18 protein-coding genes are annotated in these 18,189 nt (G+C 69.1%); 10 read left to right on the top strand and 8 right to left on the bottom strand.

What is annotated here, in order from left to right; all coding sequences use genetic code 11:
* The first annotated feature begins 18 nt into the window (after positions 1–18).
* Both OD997_RS11400 and OD997_RS11395 read left to right on the top strand, forming a co-directional pair.
* Positions 19–1,371: an NtaA/DmoA family FMN-dependent monooxygenase gene (locus OD997_RS11400; RefSeq protein ID WP_434331673.1), complete on the top strand. Its 1,353-nt coding sequence runs from the start codon at positions 19–21 to the stop codon at positions 1,369–1,371.
* Positions 1,372–1,382: 11 nt separating this feature from the next.
* Entirely contained in the window at positions 1,383–2,738 is a 1,356-nt protein-coding gene (locus OD997_RS11395) for an LLM class flavin-dependent oxidoreductase (protein WP_434331672.1), read from the top strand.
* A 9-nt stretch (positions 2,739–2,747) separates the two neighbouring features.
* Here the strand turns inward: OD997_RS11395 and OD997_RS11390 are convergent, their stop codons facing one another.
* Positions 2,748–4,160 (bottom strand): MFS transporter, encoded by a 1,413-nt coding sequence (locus tag OD997_RS11390; RefSeq protein ID WP_434331671.1) that lies wholly within the window; start codon positions 4,158–4,160, stop codon positions 2,748–2,750.
* A gap of 99 nt (positions 4,161–4,259) precedes the next feature.
* Here OD997_RS11390 and OD997_RS11385 point away from each other — a divergent pair, with 99 nt between their 5' ends.
* Entirely contained in the window at positions 4,260–4,856 is a 597-nt protein-coding gene (locus OD997_RS11385; RefSeq protein ID WP_434331670.1) for an ATP-dependent endonuclease, read from the top strand.
* Between the two features lie 6 nt (positions 4,857–4,862).
* Here OD997_RS11385 and OD997_RS11380 read toward each other — a convergent pair whose 3' ends face one another.
* Complete coding sequence (locus OD997_RS11380; RefSeq protein WP_434331669.1) at positions 4,863–5,765, bottom strand: serine protein kinase RIO; 903 nt, start codon at positions 5,763–5,765, stop codon at positions 4,863–4,865.
* Between the two features lie 256 nt (positions 5,766–6,021).
* On the opposite strand from OD997_RS11380, the gene OD997_RS11375 reads away from it, so the two are divergent.
* The gene (locus OD997_RS11375; RefSeq protein WP_434331668.1) at positions 6,022–7,227 is read left to right on the top strand and encodes an MFS transporter; all 1,206 of its coding nucleotides are present in this window, start codon (positions 6,022–6,024) and stop codon (positions 7,225–7,227) included.
* A 34-nt stretch (positions 7,228–7,261) separates the two neighbouring features.
* Here the strand turns inward: OD997_RS11375 and OD997_RS11370 are convergent, their stop codons facing one another.
* Entirely contained in the window at positions 7,262–8,179 is a 918-nt protein-coding gene (locus OD997_RS11370) for a helix-turn-helix transcriptional regulator (protein ID WP_434331667.1), read from the bottom strand.
* Between the two features lie 70 nt (positions 8,180–8,249).
* Here OD997_RS11370 and OD997_RS11365 point away from each other — a divergent pair, with 70 nt between their 5' ends.
* Positions 8,250–8,711 (top strand): DUF3817 domain-containing protein, encoded by a 462-nt coding sequence (locus tag OD997_RS11365; protein ID WP_120494448.1) that lies wholly within the window; start codon positions 8,250–8,252, stop codon positions 8,709–8,711.
* A 13-nt stretch (positions 8,712–8,724) separates the two neighbouring features.
* Here OD997_RS11365 and OD997_RS11360 read toward each other — a convergent pair whose 3' ends face one another.
* The 3 genes from OD997_RS11360 to OD997_RS11350 all read right to left on the bottom strand — a co-directional run bounded on the left by OD997_RS11360 (position 8,725) and on the right by OD997_RS11350 (position 11,198).
* Positions 8,725–9,399, bottom strand: coding sequence for a hypothetical protein (locus OD997_RS11360; RefSeq protein ID WP_434331666.1), 675 nt, complete (start codon positions 9,397–9,399; stop codon positions 8,725–8,727).
* Between the two features lie 70 nt (positions 9,400–9,469).
* Positions 9,470–10,417: an NAD(P)/FAD-dependent oxidoreductase gene (locus tag OD997_RS11355; protein WP_434331665.1), complete on the bottom strand. Its 948-nt coding sequence runs from the start codon at positions 10,415–10,417 to the stop codon at positions 9,470–9,472.
* A 49-nt stretch (positions 10,418–10,466) separates the two neighbouring features.
* Entirely contained in the window at positions 10,467–11,198 is a 732-nt protein-coding gene (locus OD997_RS11350; RefSeq protein WP_434331664.1) for a tyrosine-protein phosphatase, read from the bottom strand.
* A gap of 179 nt (positions 11,199–11,377) precedes the next feature.
* Between OD997_RS11350 and dnaK the strand changes: the two genes are divergently transcribed.
* The 4 genes from dnaK to OD997_RS11330 are packed head-to-tail and all read left to right on the top strand — an operon-like array spanning position 11,378 to position 15,372.
* Positions 11,378–13,240: a molecular chaperone DnaK gene (dnaK, locus tag OD997_RS11345; protein WP_434331663.1), complete on the top strand. Its 1,863-nt coding sequence runs from the start codon at positions 11,378–11,380 to the stop codon at positions 13,238–13,240.
* A gap of 2 nt (positions 13,241–13,242) precedes the next feature.
* The gene (locus OD997_RS11340; RefSeq protein ID WP_056311413.1) at positions 13,243–13,884 is read left to right on the top strand and encodes a nucleotide exchange factor GrpE; all 642 of its coding nucleotides are present in this window, start codon (positions 13,243–13,245) and stop codon (positions 13,882–13,884) included.
* Positions 13,885–13,891: 7 nt separating this feature from the next.
* Positions 13,892–14,881, top strand: coding sequence for a DnaJ C-terminal domain-containing protein (locus tag OD997_RS11335; protein WP_056311415.1), 990 nt, complete (start codon positions 13,892–13,894; stop codon positions 14,879–14,881).
* 59 nt (positions 14,882–14,940) lie between these two features.
* Positions 14,941–15,372, top strand: a complete 432-nt coding sequence (locus OD997_RS11330; protein ID WP_056311417.1) for a heat shock protein transcriptional repressor HspR — start codon at positions 14,941–14,943, stop codon at positions 15,370–15,372.
* A gap of 18 nt (positions 15,373–15,390) precedes the next feature.
* Here the strand turns inward: OD997_RS11330 and OD997_RS11325 are convergent, their stop codons facing one another.
* On the bottom strand, positions 15,391–15,747 hold the full coding sequence (locus tag OD997_RS11325) for a hypothetical protein (RefSeq protein ID WP_434331662.1): 357 nt from the start codon (positions 15,745–15,747) through the stop codon (positions 15,391–15,393).
* A 174-nt stretch (positions 15,748–15,921) separates the two neighbouring features.
* On the opposite strand from OD997_RS11325, the gene OD997_RS11320 reads away from it, so the two are divergent.
* The gene (locus OD997_RS11320) at positions 15,922–17,331 is read left to right on the top strand and encodes an FAD-dependent oxidoreductase (protein ID WP_434331661.1); all 1,410 of its coding nucleotides are present in this window, start codon (positions 15,922–15,924) and stop codon (positions 17,329–17,331) included.
* Between the two features lie 49 nt (positions 17,332–17,380).
* On the opposite strand, the gene OD997_RS11315 is transcribed toward OD997_RS11320, so the two are convergent.
* On the bottom strand, positions 17,381–18,025 hold the full coding sequence (locus OD997_RS11315) for a Pr6Pr family membrane protein (RefSeq protein WP_434331660.1): 645 nt from the start codon (positions 18,023–18,025) through the stop codon (positions 17,381–17,383).
* Between the last annotated feature and the right edge of the window lie 164 nt (positions 18,026–18,189).

Genomic DNA, 18,189 nt, shown 5'->3' with positions numbered 1-18,189 from the left:
ACCACCCAGGAGACGGACATGACCGAACGCAAGCTCAAGATCGCCCTCAGCGTGTACGGGGTCGGCGGCCCCGGCCAGCACAGCCTCTGGAAGGATCCGCGGATCCCGGCGAACGCGTCGATCGACATCGACTGGTACATCGCGAGGGCGAAGCAGGCCGAGGCCGCGCTGTTCGACGCGCTCTTCATCGTCGACAGCCAGTTCATCAACGCGACCTACCCCGCGCACTACCTCAACCGCCTCGAACCGCTCACCCTGCTGTCGGCCGTCGCGACCCACACGAAGAACCTCGGCCTGATCGGCACGGCCAGTTCGACGTACAACTCGCCGTTCAACCTGGCCCGTCGATTCGGATCGCTCGACCACATCAGCCACGGCCGCACCGGCTGGAACGTGGTGACGAGCTTCGACACCGGCACCTCGCGCAACTACGGGCTCGAGGAGCACCTCGACTACGCCACCCGCTACGGCCGGGCGCTCGAAGCCGTGCAGGTCGTGCGGGGACTGTGGGATTCGTATGAGGACGACGCATTCATCGCCGACGTCGAGAGCGACCTCTTCCTCGATCCCACGAAGCTGCACCCCCTGAATCACCGGGGCGAGCACTTCCGGGTCGACGGGCCGCTCAACCTCTCGCGCTCGCCGCAGGGCCAGCCGGTCATCTTCCAGGCCGGCATCTCCGAGGAGGGCAAGACGCTCGCAGGCGAGGTGGCCGAGGGCATCTACGCCCCCGGCGAGGACATCGAGTCCGCCCGCGCCTATTACAAGGACGTCAAGGGCCGCCTCGCACAGCACGGCCGGCACTGGGACGACCTGGTGATCCTGGTCGGTGCGACTCCGGTCATCGCATCGACGGATGCCGAGGCGCACCGCCTCGCCCGCGAGATCCACGAATCCGACAACGACTTCGACCGCAAGCTCGCGGCATTCGGGCGGGCGTTCGGCGCGTACGACTTCTCGCAGCACGACCTCGATGCCCCGTTCCCCGACGTCAGCGCCCTCGCCGAGAAGGGCGGGCGCACGCGCTCGGCGGCGATCGTCGAGCGGGCCGCCGACGGAGGCCTCTCGCTGCGCGAGACGGTCGAGGAGTTCACGCAGTACTCGCCGTCGCCGTTCATCGGCAGCCCCGAGACCGTCGCCGACACGATCCAGGACTGGTTCCTCGGCCGCGCGGCCGACGGACTGAACCTGCGGGCACGCACGCCGGACGACATCGACACCTTCACGTCCGAGGTGCTGCCGATCCTGCAGCGCCGGGGGCTCTTCCGCACCGAGTACGAGGCCGACACGCTGCGCGGAAATCTCGGACTGCGGGTGCCTCAGAACCGCAACACGGCCGATGCCTCGGCATCCGCCCTCGTCGAAGCGTAGGAGAGAAGGACATGGCAGACAGGAAGCTCAAGCTCGGACTCGTGCTCACCGGATCCGGGGGCCCCGGCAACCACAATCTGTGGTTGGACCCCGAGATCCCCGCGAACGCGAGCGTCGACATCGACTGGTACATCGAGCACGCGAAGAAGGCCGAGGAGTCGAAGTTCGATCTGGTGTTCATCGTCGACAGCCAGTACATCACCCCGGATTCGCCCCCGCACTACCTGAGCAGGCTCGAGCCGCTCACGCTGCTGTCCGCCCTCGCCACCCACACGAAGCGGGTGGGCCTGGTGGGAACACTCACCACGTCGTACAACGCGCCGTTCAATGTGGCGAGGCGCTTCGCGTCGCTCGACCACATCAGCCACGGCCGGGCCGGGTGGAACGTCGTCACCAGCGGCGATGCCGGGACGGCGGGCAACTACGGCCTCGACGAGCACTACGACTACGACACCCGCTACGGGCGGGCGAGCGAGCACGTCAAGCTCGTGCAGGCGCTGTGGGACTCGTACGAGCCCGACGCGCTGCCGCGGGATCGCGCGACCGCGCAGTTCCTCGACCCGTCGAAGCTGCACGCGCTCAACCACCGGGGCGAGCACTTCTCGGTCACGGGTCCGCTGAACATCGAGCGGCTGCCGCAGGGGGCGCCGGTGATCTTCCAGGCCGGCGACTCCGAGCAGGGGCGCGACCTCGTTGCGGAGGTGGGGGAGGGCATCTTCACGCACGCGGCCACGCTCGCCGGGGCCCAGGCGTTCTACGACGACATCAAGGGCCGGGCGGTGTCGAAGTACGGCCGCCGCCCCGAGGACCTGGTGATCCTGCCGGGTGTGGGTGTCGTGATCGGCGACACCGACGACGAGGCGGGCGAGCTCGAGCAGCACTACCGGTCGAGCGATCACTCCTTCGCGCAGGCGCTGGGGGAGTTCGGCCGCTCGTTCGGATGGCACGACTTCCGTCAGTACGACCTCGACTCCGCGTTCCCGCAGGACGTGCTGCGGTACGCGCAGAACAGCTTCCGCACGCAGGCCGAGCGGATCGTCGCCCACGCCGTCGAGGCGAAGCTGACGCTCCGCGAGACGGTGCAGCTGAGCCTGCGCCGTGACCGCGGCCCGTTCGTCGGAACGGCCGAGACCGTGGCCGACCGCCTGCAGGAGTGGTTCGAGGCCTACGGGCTCGACGGGTACAACATCCACGCCGGGCACCCGGCGCAGCTCACCCGGTTCATCGAGGAGGTCGTGCCGATTCTGCAGCACCGCGGCGTCTTCCGCACCGAGTACGAGAGCGACACGCTGCGCGGGAACCTCGGGCTGAAGACGCCCGAGAACCGCTACGCCGCCGCCCGCGCGGAGGAGGCGGTCTCCGTCTGACCCGGGTGCTCAGGCGTTCTGCGTGGCCTTGACCGGCAGCAGCAGGAGGAAGCCCGCGATCAGCACGATCACGATGCCGAGGATGCCGTAGGACGTCGACCCCGAGAGCACGATCAGCAGGGTCCACGCGCCGGATGCCATCCAGCTCGCCGCCCGCCCGGTCGTGGCGTAGAGGCCGAAGATCTCGCCCTCACGCCCGGCTGGGGTGATGCGGGCGAGGAACGACCGCGACGCCGCCTGTGCGGGGCCGACGAACGCGCAGAGCAGCAGACCGCCGATCCAGAACACGATCGTGCCCGCATCCACCAGGAAGAACACGGCGAGGCCTGCGATCACCATGGACGCGAGCGAGATGAGGATGATCCGCTTCGGGCCGAAGCGGTCGTCGTAGCGTCCGGCGATGATCGTCGAGACTCCCGCGATGAGGTTCGCCGCGATGCCGAAGATCACGAGGTCGAGGAAGGCGAAGTCGAACACCTGGCTGGCGATGACCGCGCCGAACGCGAAGACCCCGCCGAGTCCGTCGCGGAACACGGCGCTCGACAGCAGGAACCAGAAGGTCTGGCGGGTCTCGGGGTTGCGGTAGAGGCCCGTGACGTCCTTCACGAGCAGTCCGTACGACGCGAAGAAGCCGACCTTGCGCTCGGGGCGGCCGAGTGAGGGTTCCGGCACGTTGAGGAAGATCGGGATCGAGAAGACGATCGCCCAGATCGCGCAGCCGACGGCGATGATGCGGAACGGCAGGCCGCCGTCCTCGGGCAGGCCGAACCAGTCGAGCATGTAGAAGACGACGACGAGGACGAGCGCGATGATGCCGCCGATGTAGCCGAACCCCCAGCCGAGGCCCGAGATGCGCCCGACGGTCTTCGGGTTCGCGATGCCGATGAGCATGGCGTTCGAGTTCACGGCGGCGATCTCGCCGAACACGGAGCCGGCCGAGATCAGCGCGACGCCGAGCCAGAACAGCGCAGGAGTCGGCTCGACGAACCACAGCCCGAACATGCAGGCGATGAGGGCGCCGGTGCCGATCCCCAGCCAGAGCTTCTGACGCCCCGCGGCATCCGCTCGCTGGCCGAGCACCGGTGCGATGAGAAGGATCGCGATTCCGGCGATCGTCGACCCGAGGCCGAGTCCCGAGGCGAGGTCGGCCTCGGCGGCTTCGCGGATCGGGTCCTTCGCGTCGAGGCCCGCGATCGATGTCGGCAGGAACGCCTCGGTCGTCAGATACAGAGCAGTGAAGATGAAGGTGAGGATGACGGTGTTGAAGGGCTGCGTCGCCCAGTCCCACAGCGCCCACGAGTAGACCTGCTTCTTGGGGGCCGGTGTCTCGCCGCGCAGGTCGAGGCCGATGACTCCGACCGCGCCGCTGTTGGCCGTGGCAGCGGGCTCGGGCACCGCGCCGCTCTGCGGGGATTCGCTCATGCTCGAAGTCTGGCGGCGCGGGGTGAACGGACGGTGACGGCGCGCCGCGCGGCGGTTCTGCCCCTCATACCAGAGGCGCCCCTCCGGTACGGTCGAGGCATGTCGACGACGCAGGCGGTGCCTCGCGACATCCCCCGCGCCGTGCCTCGCACCGTCGTCCTGTTCGAGGGCCGCAGCGACAGCCTCGCCTTCATCGCGCTGGCACGGCGACGAGACCTCGGCATCGCCGGTCTCGACCTGGTCGACCTCGACGGCATCACGAATCTCCGCAAGGCCCTGACCGCGCTGCGGGCGGAGTCGGATGCTCCGCGCATCCTCGGCCTGTACGACGCAGCAGAGGGGGACTACGTCGCGAAGATCCTGGTGGATGTCGGCGTCATCGCCGACGGCGCATCTCCGAGCGACGCCGGCTTCTACGGCTGCGAACGCGACCTCGAAGATGAGGTGATCGCGGCGGCCGGCCCCGAGCTGGTGCTGGACACGCTGGCGGCGCGGGGCGAACTCGCCCGCTTCCAGGTGTTCCAGGGGCAGCCGGCACAGCGCGAGCGCACCATCGACGAGCAGCTGCATCGCTTCGCCGGCACGGCCGCCGGCAGGAAGGCCCGCTTCTCGGCCGACGTGATCGACGCGCTGCCGCTCGAGCGGATGCCGCGGCCCCTAGACGACCTGCTCGACGCGGCCCTCGGTCGCGGCTGACAGCGCTCACGCATACGACGCCGCGAGCATCTCGGCGAAGAGCTCTTCGGCATCCCGCTCGACGCGGCGGCGGGTGAACCAGTCGCAGATGTTGACGCAGTCGCGGTGCAGCAGGTCGAGTCCCTGCGGGTTCGCGATGATGTCGACGATCTGCGGCAGGTCGATCACGCGCACCCGTCCGTCGTGCACGAGCAGGTTGTAAGCCGAGAGGTCGCCGTGGGCGAAGCCCGCCGCGGCGAAGATGCGCATCAGGTCGACGATCTGGTCGTAGAGATCCGCCAGCTCGGCGCGGTCGCTGCGCACCGCCGCCAGCCGGGGAGCGGCGACCCCGTCCGCATCGCCGATGAACTCCATGAGCAGCTCCGTGCCGTTGACCTGCACGGGGTAGGGCACGGGCGCGCCGAGCTCCCACATGCGGCACAGCGCATCGAACTCCGCGAACGACCACTGCAGGGCGGCGACCGCCCGGCCGTGCTCGGACTTCTTGGCGAGCGCCCTGGTGTCGCGGGTGTTCCTCGTGCTGCGGCCCTCGGTGTAGACGCCCGAGCGGTGGAAGCTGCTGTGATCGGTGTCGCGATAGCGCTTGGCGGCGAGCAGCGTGCGCTGGGCGGGGTCGTCCGGCACCGCCCGTTCGAGCAGGAACACGTCGGCCTCCTTGCCGGTCTTGAGGATGCCGAGCTCGGTGTCGAGCGCGCCCGCGCTCGTCACGACCCAGGCCGGCCACGGCAGGGGGCCGCGCTCCGACGGGGTGATCGCCGGCCACGTGGTCCAGCGCTGGTCGTCACCGGGTTCGACATCGGCGAACGTCGGGACGGATTCGAAGGGAGACGCGTCGAACGTCGACGGGGCCGACGAACGGGGGAAGAGGCGGGAAGAGGATGCTTCAGAAGAAGCGAAGAGATCAGACACGGTGTGGCTCCGAGAGAGGGAGGCCACCGCGGATCAGGAGCGGGCGGCCTCGAGAGGAAGGAAGTCGGCGAGGGGCGCGACAGAGACGGCGTTCATGTCATCCACTCCTCTCGCTGGGGCCTTCCGGGAGAACCCCGGTGCGTCGTCGAGCCTAGAGGTCTCGGGCGGATGCTGTCCAGACCCGATCCGGACGAATGGTCGGATGCCGTGGACGCCGCGTCGGGTGCGCCAGCCCGGCGACTGAGAGTCTTAACGCATGACCACGACCGCGCCCGTACCCGTGACGACCGCCCGCACCGAGAGCATCCGCTACGGCGGGCTCATCGTGCTGATGCTGATGGGCTTCCTGCTCGTCACCGCGGAGTTCCTGCCCAACGGCGTGCTCACCGAGATGGCGGACGCGCTCGGCGTCACCCCCGGTCAGGCCGGGCAGACGGTGACCGTCACCGCTCTCGTCGGCCTGATCGTCGCACCCACGGTCGGCCTGATCTTCCCGCGCCTCGACCGCCGGTCGCTGCTCATCTGGATGGCGCTCGCCGCCGCCGCGTCGAACCTGATCGTCGCGATCGCGCCGAACCTCATCATCGTCCTGCTCGCACGGTTCCTGCTGGGGGCGGCGATCAGCGCGTTCTGGGCGATGTCCATCACGGTGGCCGTGCGGCTCGCGGGCCCCGAGCACCTCGGACGCGGCGTCATGTTCACCTCCGCCGGCGTCTCGCTCGCGACGGTCGCTGGTGTGCCGCTCGGCGTCATGCTCAGCGAGATCGTCGACTGGCAGACGGTGTTCGCGATCGCGGGTGTGCTCATGGTGCTGCTGGCCGTGGCTCTGCGGTTCATGCTGCCATCGGTCCCGGCCGAGCAGGCGTCCAGCATCCGTCTGCTCGTCGACACCCTGCGTCGCCCCGGCATCGGGCTCGGCATGGTCGGGCACGTGCTCGTGGTGCTCGGGCACTTCCTCGCCTACACCTACGTGCGGCTGGCGCTCGAGCGCATCCCCGAGGTCGAGCCGTCGACGATCATCCTGCTGCTCGCCCTCTTCGGAGTCGGCGGCCTCGCCGGCAACCTCGGGCTCGGATTCTTCATCGACCGCACCTTCGCGTTCTTCGCGGTGTTCGCCCCGCTGGTGATCGCTGCGTCCGTGCTGTCGATGATCTTCCTGTCGGGGTCGGTGCTCGGCATCGGAATCGTCGTGCTCGTGTGGGGCTTCTTCTTCTCGTCGTGGCTGCTCGTGATCAACACGTGGGTGGGGCACCGCACGCCCGACCGGCTCGAAGCCGGCGGCAGCCTGGTCGTCGTCGGATTCCAGGGGGCGATCACGATCGCAGCCGGCCTCGGAGGACTGCTCGTCGACACCCTCGACGTCGAGGTCGTCTACGTCCTCGGGGCCATCTCGCTGCTGGTCGGCGCCGTGCTCTTCGGAATGTCGAATCGCCGGAGCATGGCCGCGGCGGCGCTCGCCTGAGCGCGTCCGGCTGGAGCGAACCGCGGCGCTGCGGTCAGGCCGGGACGGCGGTCAGCTCGGACGCTCGCCAGGCAGACGGGGTCAGGCCGGTGCGGCGTCGGAACGCGCGGCTGAAGCCCTCGTCCGAGGCGTAGCCCAGCTCGCGCGAGGTCTCGCTGACGGATCGGCCGGCGCTCAACATCCGCTTGGCCGTGTCGATGCGCACTTCGGTGACGTAGTCGGCGGGGGAGCGGCCTATCGCGCTGCGGAATCGCTCCGCGAAGACGGAGCGCGACATCGCCCCGACGCTCGCGAGACGCTCGACCGTCCACTCGCGGCCTGGCTGCTCGTGGATCGCCTCGACGACGCGGTCGAGGAACGGATCCTTCGAGACCGTCGGCCATCCTGCAGGGGCGCAGCCGTTCGCGGCCCAGGCGCGGATGACGCTGAGCAGCACGGTCTGCGCCATCATGCGGCAGATCACGGGGTCGCCCTGTCGAGCCGGGCACGTGGCAGGGTCCGTGGGACCCATGCTTCCGGCGAGTGCGGCGGCCGCGGGTTCCAGCGCTGCGAACGACATGACGGTGATCGGATCGGGAAGAAGCGCGGCGATCATCGCGGCACTGTCCGAGAACTCCAGGTCGACGACCACGAGGTCGGTGACACCGTCGGCTTCGAGGGCGATCGACGCACGCCCGAGCGTGAGGAACGCATCTCCGGCGACCAGGTTCGCGTGCAGAGGTCGGTCGTCCACTGCGATGATCTGCGCTGTACGGTCGACGTCGAGGCGGCATCCCGTAGTCAGCGGCGGGTGCCCATGCACCGAGCCGGCCGCGATGTACACGAGGGTGGCAGCGCCTGCGGGGATCGGCAGGATTCCTCCGGCGGCGAGCGGCACGCGTCGAGCGATGCCCACGCGCAGGTCGACGGAGTCGAGCACCTGCCCGAGGGCTGCGGAATCGACGGTCACCATGCCTTCGGCAACGCTCAGGGGCGCACAGCTATTCCGGATACGCTGGAAGGACCCCCACCCGAGGAGTCCCGTGTTCCGCACACCCGACCGCCTGTTCCGAGTCCTCGCGATCGCGGAGGCGATCACCTGGACCATCCTCATCTCGGCGATCATCGCCCGCGCTGTCGGCGCGCCCGGCATCGTCGTGACGGTGGGGGGAGGCATCCACGGCTTCGTCTTCCTCGCGTACGCGGCGACCGCCGTGCTCGTCGCGCTCAATCAGCGCTGGCACCTGGGCGTCGCGATCCTCGCCGTGGTGAGCGCGATCGTCCCCTACGCCACGATCCCGATGGAGATCTGGCTGCACCGCACCGGGCGGCTGGCCGGCGACTGGCGGCTGGAGCAGACCGCCGACCCGCGCGACGCCCGCTGGTACGACAGGCTCATGCGGTGGTTCCTGCGCCGTCCGTGGGTGCTCGCGATCCTGCTCGTCGTGGGAATCGTCGCGCTGTACGTGATCCTGCTGCTGGTCGGCCCGCCCGGCGGCAAGTGACGCCCGACGGGCATCACTGCACGACGACGGCGTTCTTGTCGATGACCTCGGCCATCGTCGCGTCGATGTCGCCACCCGTGCAGTCGACGATCACGTAGAGCCCGACGCCGGTCGCGGTGAAGGCTCGCGCGGCCATGCTCCACTTCCGCTCGCCGGCTTCGCCCTCGACCTGCCGGTTCTCGACGTCGGCGTTGCCGCCGATCTGATAGCTGAAGGCGCCGGTCGTGGAGAGCGGGGTGATGGCCGCCGCATCCGCCTCGCCCAGGATCACGGCGAGCATCGCGTCGGAGCTGACGCTGTCATCGCCCGCGACCGTCGGCACATCGGGGATCAGGCCCTGCCAGAACTGCGCGGTGCACGTGTCGTCGATCGTGCCGTAGGTCCAGCCGCCGTTTCCGTCGTCAGGCTTGACGATCTTCCAGCCGTCGTCGACCACGAAGCCGTCTCCCCACTGGATGTAGGCCGTGGTGGGCAGATCGGCCCCCGCAGCGAAGGTCAGCGATGAGGGCAGGTCTCCGGACGGCTGCTCCGTCGGGCTCGCGGTGGGGGCGGGGTCGGGGCCGTCGCCGTCGGGGGTGTTCACGGGGATCTGCGCGTACAGGCATCCGCTGAGCGGCAGCACGGCCAGCGCGACCACGGAGGCTGCGGCGAGGCGGACGAGCGGCGAGACCTGCGAGATGCGCGTCATGCCGGTCAGCCTAGCCGGGGCATGCGTGCGCGTGGCAGGGCGCCGTCGAGGGTCGACCGCCGTCGGGCTGTCAGTGCGCGGATGCGATGCCGACGGCATCCTGCACCATCACCGATGCGACCCGCGCCCCCGCACCCGCCGCGACGATGAGCTGCTGCGGGCCGGGGATCGCCGCATCGCCGGCGGCGTAGAGCCCCGGGATGTCGGTGCGCCCCGAGCGGTCCGTCACGAGATGCCCGTCGTGATCGATCGACGGCGCGAAACCGCGCAGGAACGACAGATCGGTCTCCCACTCCGGCCGGACGAACCCGCCCTCGACCGGGATGACGGATCCGTCATCGAGCGTGATCGCCTCGATGCGGCCGCGATCGCCGACGAGTTCGGCGATCGGACGCCGCACGATCGCGACGCCCGCCGCGGCCAGCTCGGTCTCCTGCGCGGTCGTCACGGTGTCGGCGCCGAGCGTGAAGACGGTGAGATCCTCGGTCCAGCGGGCGATGAGCCGGGCGCGGTCGGCGAGGTCGTCGGTCGTGCCGATGAGCGCGAGTCGTCGCCCGCGCATCTCCCACGCGTCGCAGGCTGCGCAGCTGAACAGGCTGATGCCGTAGAAGCCACGGAGGTTCGGCACGTCGGGGAGGGTCTCGCGAAGCCCGGTGGCGAGCAGCACCGAGTGCGCGGTGACGATGTCCGTCGGATCCTTGCGGCCGATGGACGCCGTGAACCGGGGGCCGGTCCCGTCTGCCGCGTCCGCTCTCGACAGGTCGAGCACCCGCACGCGGGTGCGCACCTCGATGTTCGGGTAGGCGACGAGCTCCTCGCGGGCGATGCGCCGCAGCTCGTGCGGGGGCACTCCGTCGCGCGTGAGGAAGCCGTGCGAGTTCAGCGTGGCGGCGTTTCGAGGGCGGTCCGCGTCGACGACGAGCACGCGCATGAGGGAGCGTCCGAGGTTGAGGGCGGCGGAGAGCCCGGCGGGGCCACCGCCGATCACGAGCACGTCGTAGGCGTCCGTGTCAGTCATCAGTGCCCTTCTGTCGCGTCCAGTCTGCCATCTCGCGACTGAGGGTCACCTAACTCGGGGTGCGACCGCGGCTGGGCACGGAGTTCCGCCACGTGCGGAGTGCGAGCAGGACGCCCCGGTCCAGCCCCGCCGACCTCGACCATTCCTCGAGATCCAGCGACTCGTAGGCGTCGGCGAACGCGGACTCCGGGGTGTGGCCGAAGCGCGTCAGCACGGCTCGGCGTTCCTCGGCGTGCTGTGATCTGCTGCGGAGCGCCTCCATCCTGGTCGCGTTCACGAACGAGATCGCGTAGTCACGGCGCGCGGCCTCTGTCGTCACGTCGAGAGCGCGCAGCAGCATCATCGCGACGAGACCGGTGCGGTCCCATCCGGCCGCGCAATGGAACAGGATGCCGCCGGGGCGCGCCGTCGCGATCGCCCGCAGCACCCCGACCATCCGGTGGGGCAGATCGGTGAGATGCGGGCCGTAGTAGAGGGGAGTGCCCCAGCGGCCGTCGGCCTCGAGCGGCTCCCAGAAGGCGCGTTCGTCCCCGTCGAGATCGACGGTCACGAGGTCGATGTCGTCAGGTGCACCGGGGGTGCGTTCCTCCGGTCGGCGCAGGTCGATCACTGTGGTGACTCCGCGGTCGCGAAGGCGATCCCATCCTTCGGGCGACACGAGATCAGGAGCGTCGGAGCGGATGAAGACGCCATGCGGGGTGACGCTGCCGTCGTGGCGCAGCATGCCACCGAGGTCGCGCGCGTTCGCCAGGCCGGGGATGACGAGGGGTGGGTGGCTCACGCGGGGATTCTCGCACGGGGGCCTGATCCGGCACTCGGAATTCAAAGTTGAGCCAGTTCATATCAACTTTGTTTGACAGCATCCCGAGGTCGGAGTACAGTTGAGTCATCGCGACTCAGGTTTCCCTGATCGCCCCGGATTTCCAGACCACATCAACCTCAGCAACAAAGGAGAATCACATGGCACGTGCTGTTGGAATCGACCTCGGTACGACGAACTCCGTCGTCAGTGTCCTCGAGGGTGGCGAGCCGAAGGTCATCGCGAACGCCGAGGGCTTCCGCACGACCCCCTCGGTGGTCGCATTCACGAAGGACGGCGAGGTGCTCGTCGGCGAGACCGCGAAGCGCCAGGCCGTCACGAACGTCGACCGCACCATCGCATCCGTCAAGCGTCACATGGGCACCGACTGGACGTTCGACGTCGACGGCAAGAAGTGGACGCCGCAGGAGATCTCCGCGCGCATCCTCCAGAAGCTGAAGCGCGACGCCGAGTCCTACCTGGGTGACACGGTGACGGACGCCGTCATCACGGTCCCCGCGTACTTCAACGACGCCGAGCGTCAGGCCACCAAGGAGGCCGGCGAGATCGCGGGCCTCAACGTCCTGCGCATCATCAACGAGCCCACCGCCGCAGCTCTCGCATACGGACTCGACAAGGGCAAGGAGGACGAGCTCATCCTGGTCTTCGACCTCGGTGGTGGAACGTTCGACGTCTCGCTGCTCGAGGTGGGCAAGGATGACGACTTCTCGACCATCCAGGTGCGCTCCACCGCGGGTGACAACCGCCTCGGCGGTGACGACTGGGACCAGCGCCTCGTCGACCACCTGATCAAGCAGTTCAAGGAGACCACGGGCGTCGACGTCTCGGGTGACAAGATCGCCCTGCAGCGTCTCAAGGAGGCTGCGGAGCAGGCCAAGAAGGAGCTCTCCTCCTCGACCAGCACGAGCATCAACCTCCCATACCTGTCGCTGACCGAGTCGGGCCCCGTCTCGCTCTCCGAGACGATCACCCGCGCAAAGTTCGAGGACCTCACCAAGGACCTGCTCGACCGCACCAAGAAGCCCTTCGAGGACGTCATCCGCGAAGCCGGCATCAAGGTCGCCGACATCGACCACATCGTGCTCGTGGGTGGATCCACCCGCATGCCCGCCGTCGCCGAGCTCGTCAAGCGCGAGACCGGCAAAGAGGCGAACAAGGGCGTCAACCCCGATGAGGTCGTCGCCGTGGGCGCCGCCCTCCAGGCCGGCGTCCTCAAGGGTGAGCGCAAGGACGTCCTGCTCATCGACGTCACCCCCCTCAGCCTCGGCATCGAGACCAAGGGCGGCATGATGACCAAGCTCATCGAGCGCAACACGGCCATCCCGACCAAGCGCAGCGAGACCTTCACCACGGCAGACGACAACCAGCCGTCCGTCGCGATCCAGGTCTTCCAGGGCGAGCGCGACTTCACCCGCGACAACAAGCCGCTGGGAACGTTCGAGCTCACCGGAATCGCGCCGGCACCCCGTGGCATCCCGCAGATCGAGGTCACGTTCGACATCGACGCCAACGGCATCGTGCACGTGTCCGCGAAGGACAAGGGCACGGGCACCGAGAAGTCGATCGTCATCTCGGGCGGCTCGTCGCTGTCGAAGGAGGACATCGAGCGCATGGTGCGCGAGGCTGAGGAGCACGCGGCCGAAGACAAGGCACGCCGCGAGGCCGCCGAGGTCCGCAACCAGGCCGAGACGCTCGCGTACTCGATCGACAAACTGATCACCGAGAACGACGACAAGCTGCCTGAAGACGTCAAGACCGAGGTCAAGGCCGACGTCGACGCTCTGAAGACGGCTCTGGCCGGCGAAGACGACGAGGCCGTGAAGACCGCGTTCGACAGGCTGAACCAGTCGCAGGGCAAGATCGGCGAGGCCATCTACGCACAGTCCCAGGCAGAGGGCGCTCCGAGCGCCGACGCCGCGGGCGAGGCTCCGGCCGATGACAGCTCCTCCGACGAGGACGTCATCGACGCCGAGGTCGTCGACGACGAGGACGAGAAGAAGTAATCATGACGGACAAGAACTTCGAAGGTGACGACGAGGTTCGCAGCGAGGGGTCGGATGCTCAGGCATCCGGCCCCGCGCCGCAGAACCCCGACTCGCGCGAGGCCGCGGCCGCGGAAGGATCCGACGAGACGCCGGTCGACGGTGCACCCGACGATCTGACGGTCGACGACATCCTCGGCGCCACCCAGACCGGCGAGGCCGCGGCAGAGGATGCCGTGCTCGCCGACCTGGAGTCGACGCTGCTGAACGACCTCAAGCGCCTCCAGGCCGAGTACGCCAACTACCGCCGCCGCACCGAAGAGCAGCGCCAGGTCGAGATCGAGCGCGCGAAGGGCGAGGCTGCCAAGGGCCTCATCCCCGTGCTCGACGATCTCGACCGCGCTGCCCAGCACGGTGACCTGGTCGAGGGCACGCCCTTCGCCGTCATCGCCGGCAAGGTGCGCACGGTTGTCGAGCGGCTCGGTGTCGTCTCGTACGGCGAGAAGGGCGAGGAGTTCGACCCGCAGCGCCACGAGGCGATCTTCCAGCAGCCCACGCCGGGCGCCGACAAGACCACGGTGCTCGAGGTCGTCGAGGTGGGTTACCGCCTCGGTGATGTCGAGCTGCGTCCCGCGAAGGTCGTCGTCGCCGTACCTGCAGAGTAGGTGATCGATGGCTAGCCAGGACTGGTTCGACAAGGACTTCTACAAGACCCTCGGGGTCTCGAAGGATGTCAGCGACGCCGATCTCAAGAAGACGTACCGAAAGCTCGCTCGCAAGTATCACCCCGACTCCAATCAGGGTGACGAGAAGGCCGAGGCGAAGTTCAAAGAGGTCAGCGAGGCGTACTCGGTGCTCTCTGACGCGGAACAGCGCAAGGAGTACGACGAGATCCGCGCGATGGGCTCGGGTGCACGTTTCACGGCGGGCGGCACGGGCGCAGGCGGCTTCGAAGACGTCTTCAGCCGGTTCGGGCAGCAGGGGCGCGGGCAGCAGCAGTCCGCCGACTTCGAGGACATCTTCGCGATGTTCAATCAGGGTCAGGGCGGCTCGTTCGGCTCCGGCCGGTTCGGGCAGACCTCCGGCGGGTACCGAGGCTTCGGAGGGCCCCAGAAGGGCGCTGACGTCACGGCGCGCACCACGCTCGACTTCGCCACCGCCGTGCAGGGTGAGACCATCAGCCTGCAGGGCGACGACGGCAAGCCGTTCAAGGTGAAGATCCCCGCCGGTGTCGCCGACGGTCAGAAGATCAGGCTCCGCGGACGCGGCCGCCCCTCGCCCGACGGTGGCGAGAACGGCGACGTCGTGGTGCAGATCGCGGTACGACCGCATCCGGTGTTCACCCGTGAAGGGCTGAACCTCCGCGTGGTCGTGCCGGTGACGTTCACCGAGGCCGCGCTCGGCGCGACCATCGAGGTCCCGACGCTCGGCGGCGACACGGTCAAGCTGCGCGTCGCCCCCGGCACCCCGTCAGGACGCGTGCTGCGCGTCAAGGGACGCGGCGTGACCACAGCGAAGGGCACGGGCGACCTGCTCGCCGAGCTGCAGATCGCGGTGCCGTCGCACCTCGACGAGGCCGCTCGCGAGGCGCTGGAGAAGTTCCAGTCCCTCGAACCCGCCGAGAACCCGCGGGCCGACCTCATGGCCAAGGCCCGACGGTAGAGAAACCGCGATGAGAGCGATGATGACGAACGCGAACACCGAGGAAGAGGTGATCCACAGTGGCTGACCAGCGCATGGATGCCGACACCCCGGTGTTCGCGATCGCCGTCGCCGCCGAGCTCTCGGGTATGCACCCGCAGACTCTGCGACAGTATGACCGCATCGGACTCGTGGTGCCCGGTCGCACATCCGGCGGCTCGCGCCGCTACTCCACCCGCAACATCGAGCAGCTCCGCGAGGTCGCCCAGCTGTCTTCCGAAGGCATGAGCCTTCCGGCCATCGCGCGACTCCTCGATCTGGAGGATGAGAACCGGATGCTGCGGCGCCGCGTCGTGGAACTCGATGCCGCCCTGCGAGCCGAGCGAGAGAGTCGCCCCGGTGTCCGTGTGTTCGCCGCCGGTGCATCGGGTGTCATCCCGATGCCGAACGGCCGCCGCATGCGCCGCTCTGCCGAGGTCGTCCTCTGGCATCCGGGTGGCGGAAGGGACTGACCTCCCGCTCGACTGCAGCTAAGACGACCGCCACACCTTCGTTGCGAGGTTCGAGACCTCTTTGTCGAGGGCGTCGAATCGATGGTCGAGTATGTCGATGCGACCGTTCAGATGCGCATCGAGCGCTTCGATCTGGCCGGACAGTTTTCCATCGAGCGCTTCGATCTGGCCGGACAGTTTTCCATCGAGCGCTTCGATCTGGCCGGACAGCCTTCCGTCGAGCGCTTCGATCTTGCCGGTCAGCGTTCCCTCGAGGCGGCCGATCTCGGCGCGCACCACCCTGCCGAAATGGGTCGTCACGAGGGTGAAGCCGCCCAGGAGCGCGGCGCCGAAAACCCCTATGAGGGTCCAGACCTGAGGCTCGTTCATCGTCATGACTCCATCCTGTGAGCGTGGCGCCAGAATGGCAGTGTTGTGTCCTCTGGCACCGTCTGCCCGCGCCCGATCCCGCGGGGCTGAGGACAGCTCGAAGGCGATGCGGGATGGTGCAGAAGGGGTCGCCGCACCCGCGTATCCATCCGCGCGCGGTATCGTTGCGACACGATGAGGATGACGCGTCGCACACTGCTGATCGGCGCCGGAGCCGGTGTCCTGGGAGTCCTGTTGGCCTCCTGCACGCCCGAGCCGGCGCCGTCACCCACGCCCGACCGCTCGCCGACCCCGAAGCCGACGAGCGACGCGATCAGCCCGGCGGCGTTCGCCCGCAGCTCGTGGTCGACCGACCCGTTCGCGCTCGGCGCCGCGAGCTTCACGCCGGTGGGCACCCAGGCGACCGCCCGCGACGCGCTGGCCGAGCCGATCGATGACCGCCTGTTCCTGTCGGGCGAGGCGACCGACTCGGAGGCTCCCGGCACGATGGCCGCCGCGCTCCGCTCGGGTGAACGGGCTGCCGAGCAGCTCCTGCGCGCGGCAGACGCGGGTGAACGCGTCGCGGTCATCGGCGCGGGACTCGCCGGTGCGATGGCCGCCTCTCGGCTCGTCGCCGAGGGGCTGCAGGTCACGGTGTTCGAGGCGCGCGACCGCGTCGGAGGCCGCATCCACTCGGTCGTCGACGACAAGGCCTGGCCGTTCCCGGCGCAGCTCGGAGGCTGGCTCTTCGGCGCCTCCGACAATGCCCTGCTCGACTCCCTGAACGCTCTCGACATCCGCACCGCGCCGATCGCCGGGTCGCTGTGGCGATCGAGCGAGGGCGATGTCGGTGCGGTGTCCGCCGAGCCCGTGCAGGCCGCCATCGCCACGGCCCAGCAGGGATTGACCGATACCTCGCTCGAGGATGCTCTCATCGCTGCCGGCGTCGATCCGACCGAACCCGGGCTCGCGGCCCTGCTCGCCTCGATCTCGGCATCGTCCGGGGCCGACGCCGACGACGCCTCGACCTGGTTCCCGCCTCCTCTCCCCGCCGACGAGTACAGCGCCCCTCTCGGAGATCTGACCCCCGTGATCGAGGGCCTGCTCGAGGGCGCCAAGCTGAGCCTGTCGTCGCCGGTCGGTCGGGTCGCGTACGACGAGGCCGGGGTCAGCCTCGGCATCGCCTCGGGAGAATCGCTGTCGTTCGACCGGGTGCTCATCACGGTGCCGCTCGGCGTGCTCAAGAGCGAGGGGCTGCAGTTCGCCCCCGCGCTGCCGTTCGGCCACCGCGGCGCGATCGACGACCTGGGCATGGGGCGCATCGAGACCGTGTGGCTGCGCTTCGACGATCCGCTCACCGCGGCGGCCCCGCCGGCGGAGGGCGAGACGGAGGGCGAGGCGGATGCCGCCGCCGAACCCACGATCTGGCATGTCGTCGGCGGCGACGTGTCGATCCGCACCTGGATCAACCTCGCTCCGGCGACCGGCGAGAACATCGTGGTGGGTCTCGTCGGGGGAGATGCGGCGGCGGACTTCGCCGAGCTCGACGACCAGAAAGCGCTGGAGGCGGCCATCGCGTCGCTCGCGCCCTTCCTGTCGGCGCCTGCCTGACCGGCATCTCGGCACGCCCGGCTCAGACCTCAGCCCTCAGGCCCCGCCCTCAGACCTCCGGGCGCGCGTGCCCTCGCCGCTGCATCCTGCTGACGAGCACGATCACGGTGGCGACCAGCGCGAAGATCGCCAGTGCGATGCCGCTGGTGATCAGAAACTCCGGCGGACCCGACACCTGCCGAGGGTCGAGGAAGTAGTAGGGGTACCAGCCCACCGAGGGGCCGCGCCACAGCGTCACGCCACCCCAGGCGAGCGGGAACGCGAGCGCCGTCGGCACCACCCACCACGGCACTCCGCGATGCCCCGGCGTGAGCACCCAGGCCAGCGCCGTGCACGCGGGCAGCCAGAAGTGCAGCACCTGATCCGACCACGGCACGTCGACCCGGATGCCGCGGAGACCTGCCTGCCAGACGATCAGCGCGAAGGCGAGTCCGGCGGTGATCGTCCAGGTGAGCACGAGAGCCAGCGACACGGTGAACCACCGCGGATCGGTCGCGCGGATGAAGGCCAGTACCGCTCCGATCAGCAGCACCACGACGAGTGCGCAGTTGGACTGCACGGTCAGGTAGGCGAAGAAGTTCTCGCCGGCGATGGTCCGCGAGCTCAGCCCCCAGAACAGGCGGTGCACGAGTGCAACCGTGCAGACGGTGGCTGTGACCAGGCGCAGCACGCCGAAGAGCGATCGTGCCCTCACCTTCGCCCCTGCCCCTTCCCGGCTGCGCCCATCGTGTCGTCCCGAGCGCGAACCGCGCCATCCGGCGAGTCTACGGAAGCCCGCGGGGGCGGGGGCTGCGGCGACCCGCATTCAGGAGATGGAAAAGTGCTCTTCCTAGCGTGAGAGCAGGGATCGCCCCTGCT

Source organism: Microbacterium sp. CGR1 (assembly GCF_051062835.1).
In the GTDB taxonomy this organism is placed as follows: domain Bacteria; phylum Actinomycetota; class Actinomycetes; order Actinomycetales; family Microbacteriaceae; genus Microbacterium.
This window is presented reverse-complemented; position numbering and strand designations above follow the sequence as displayed.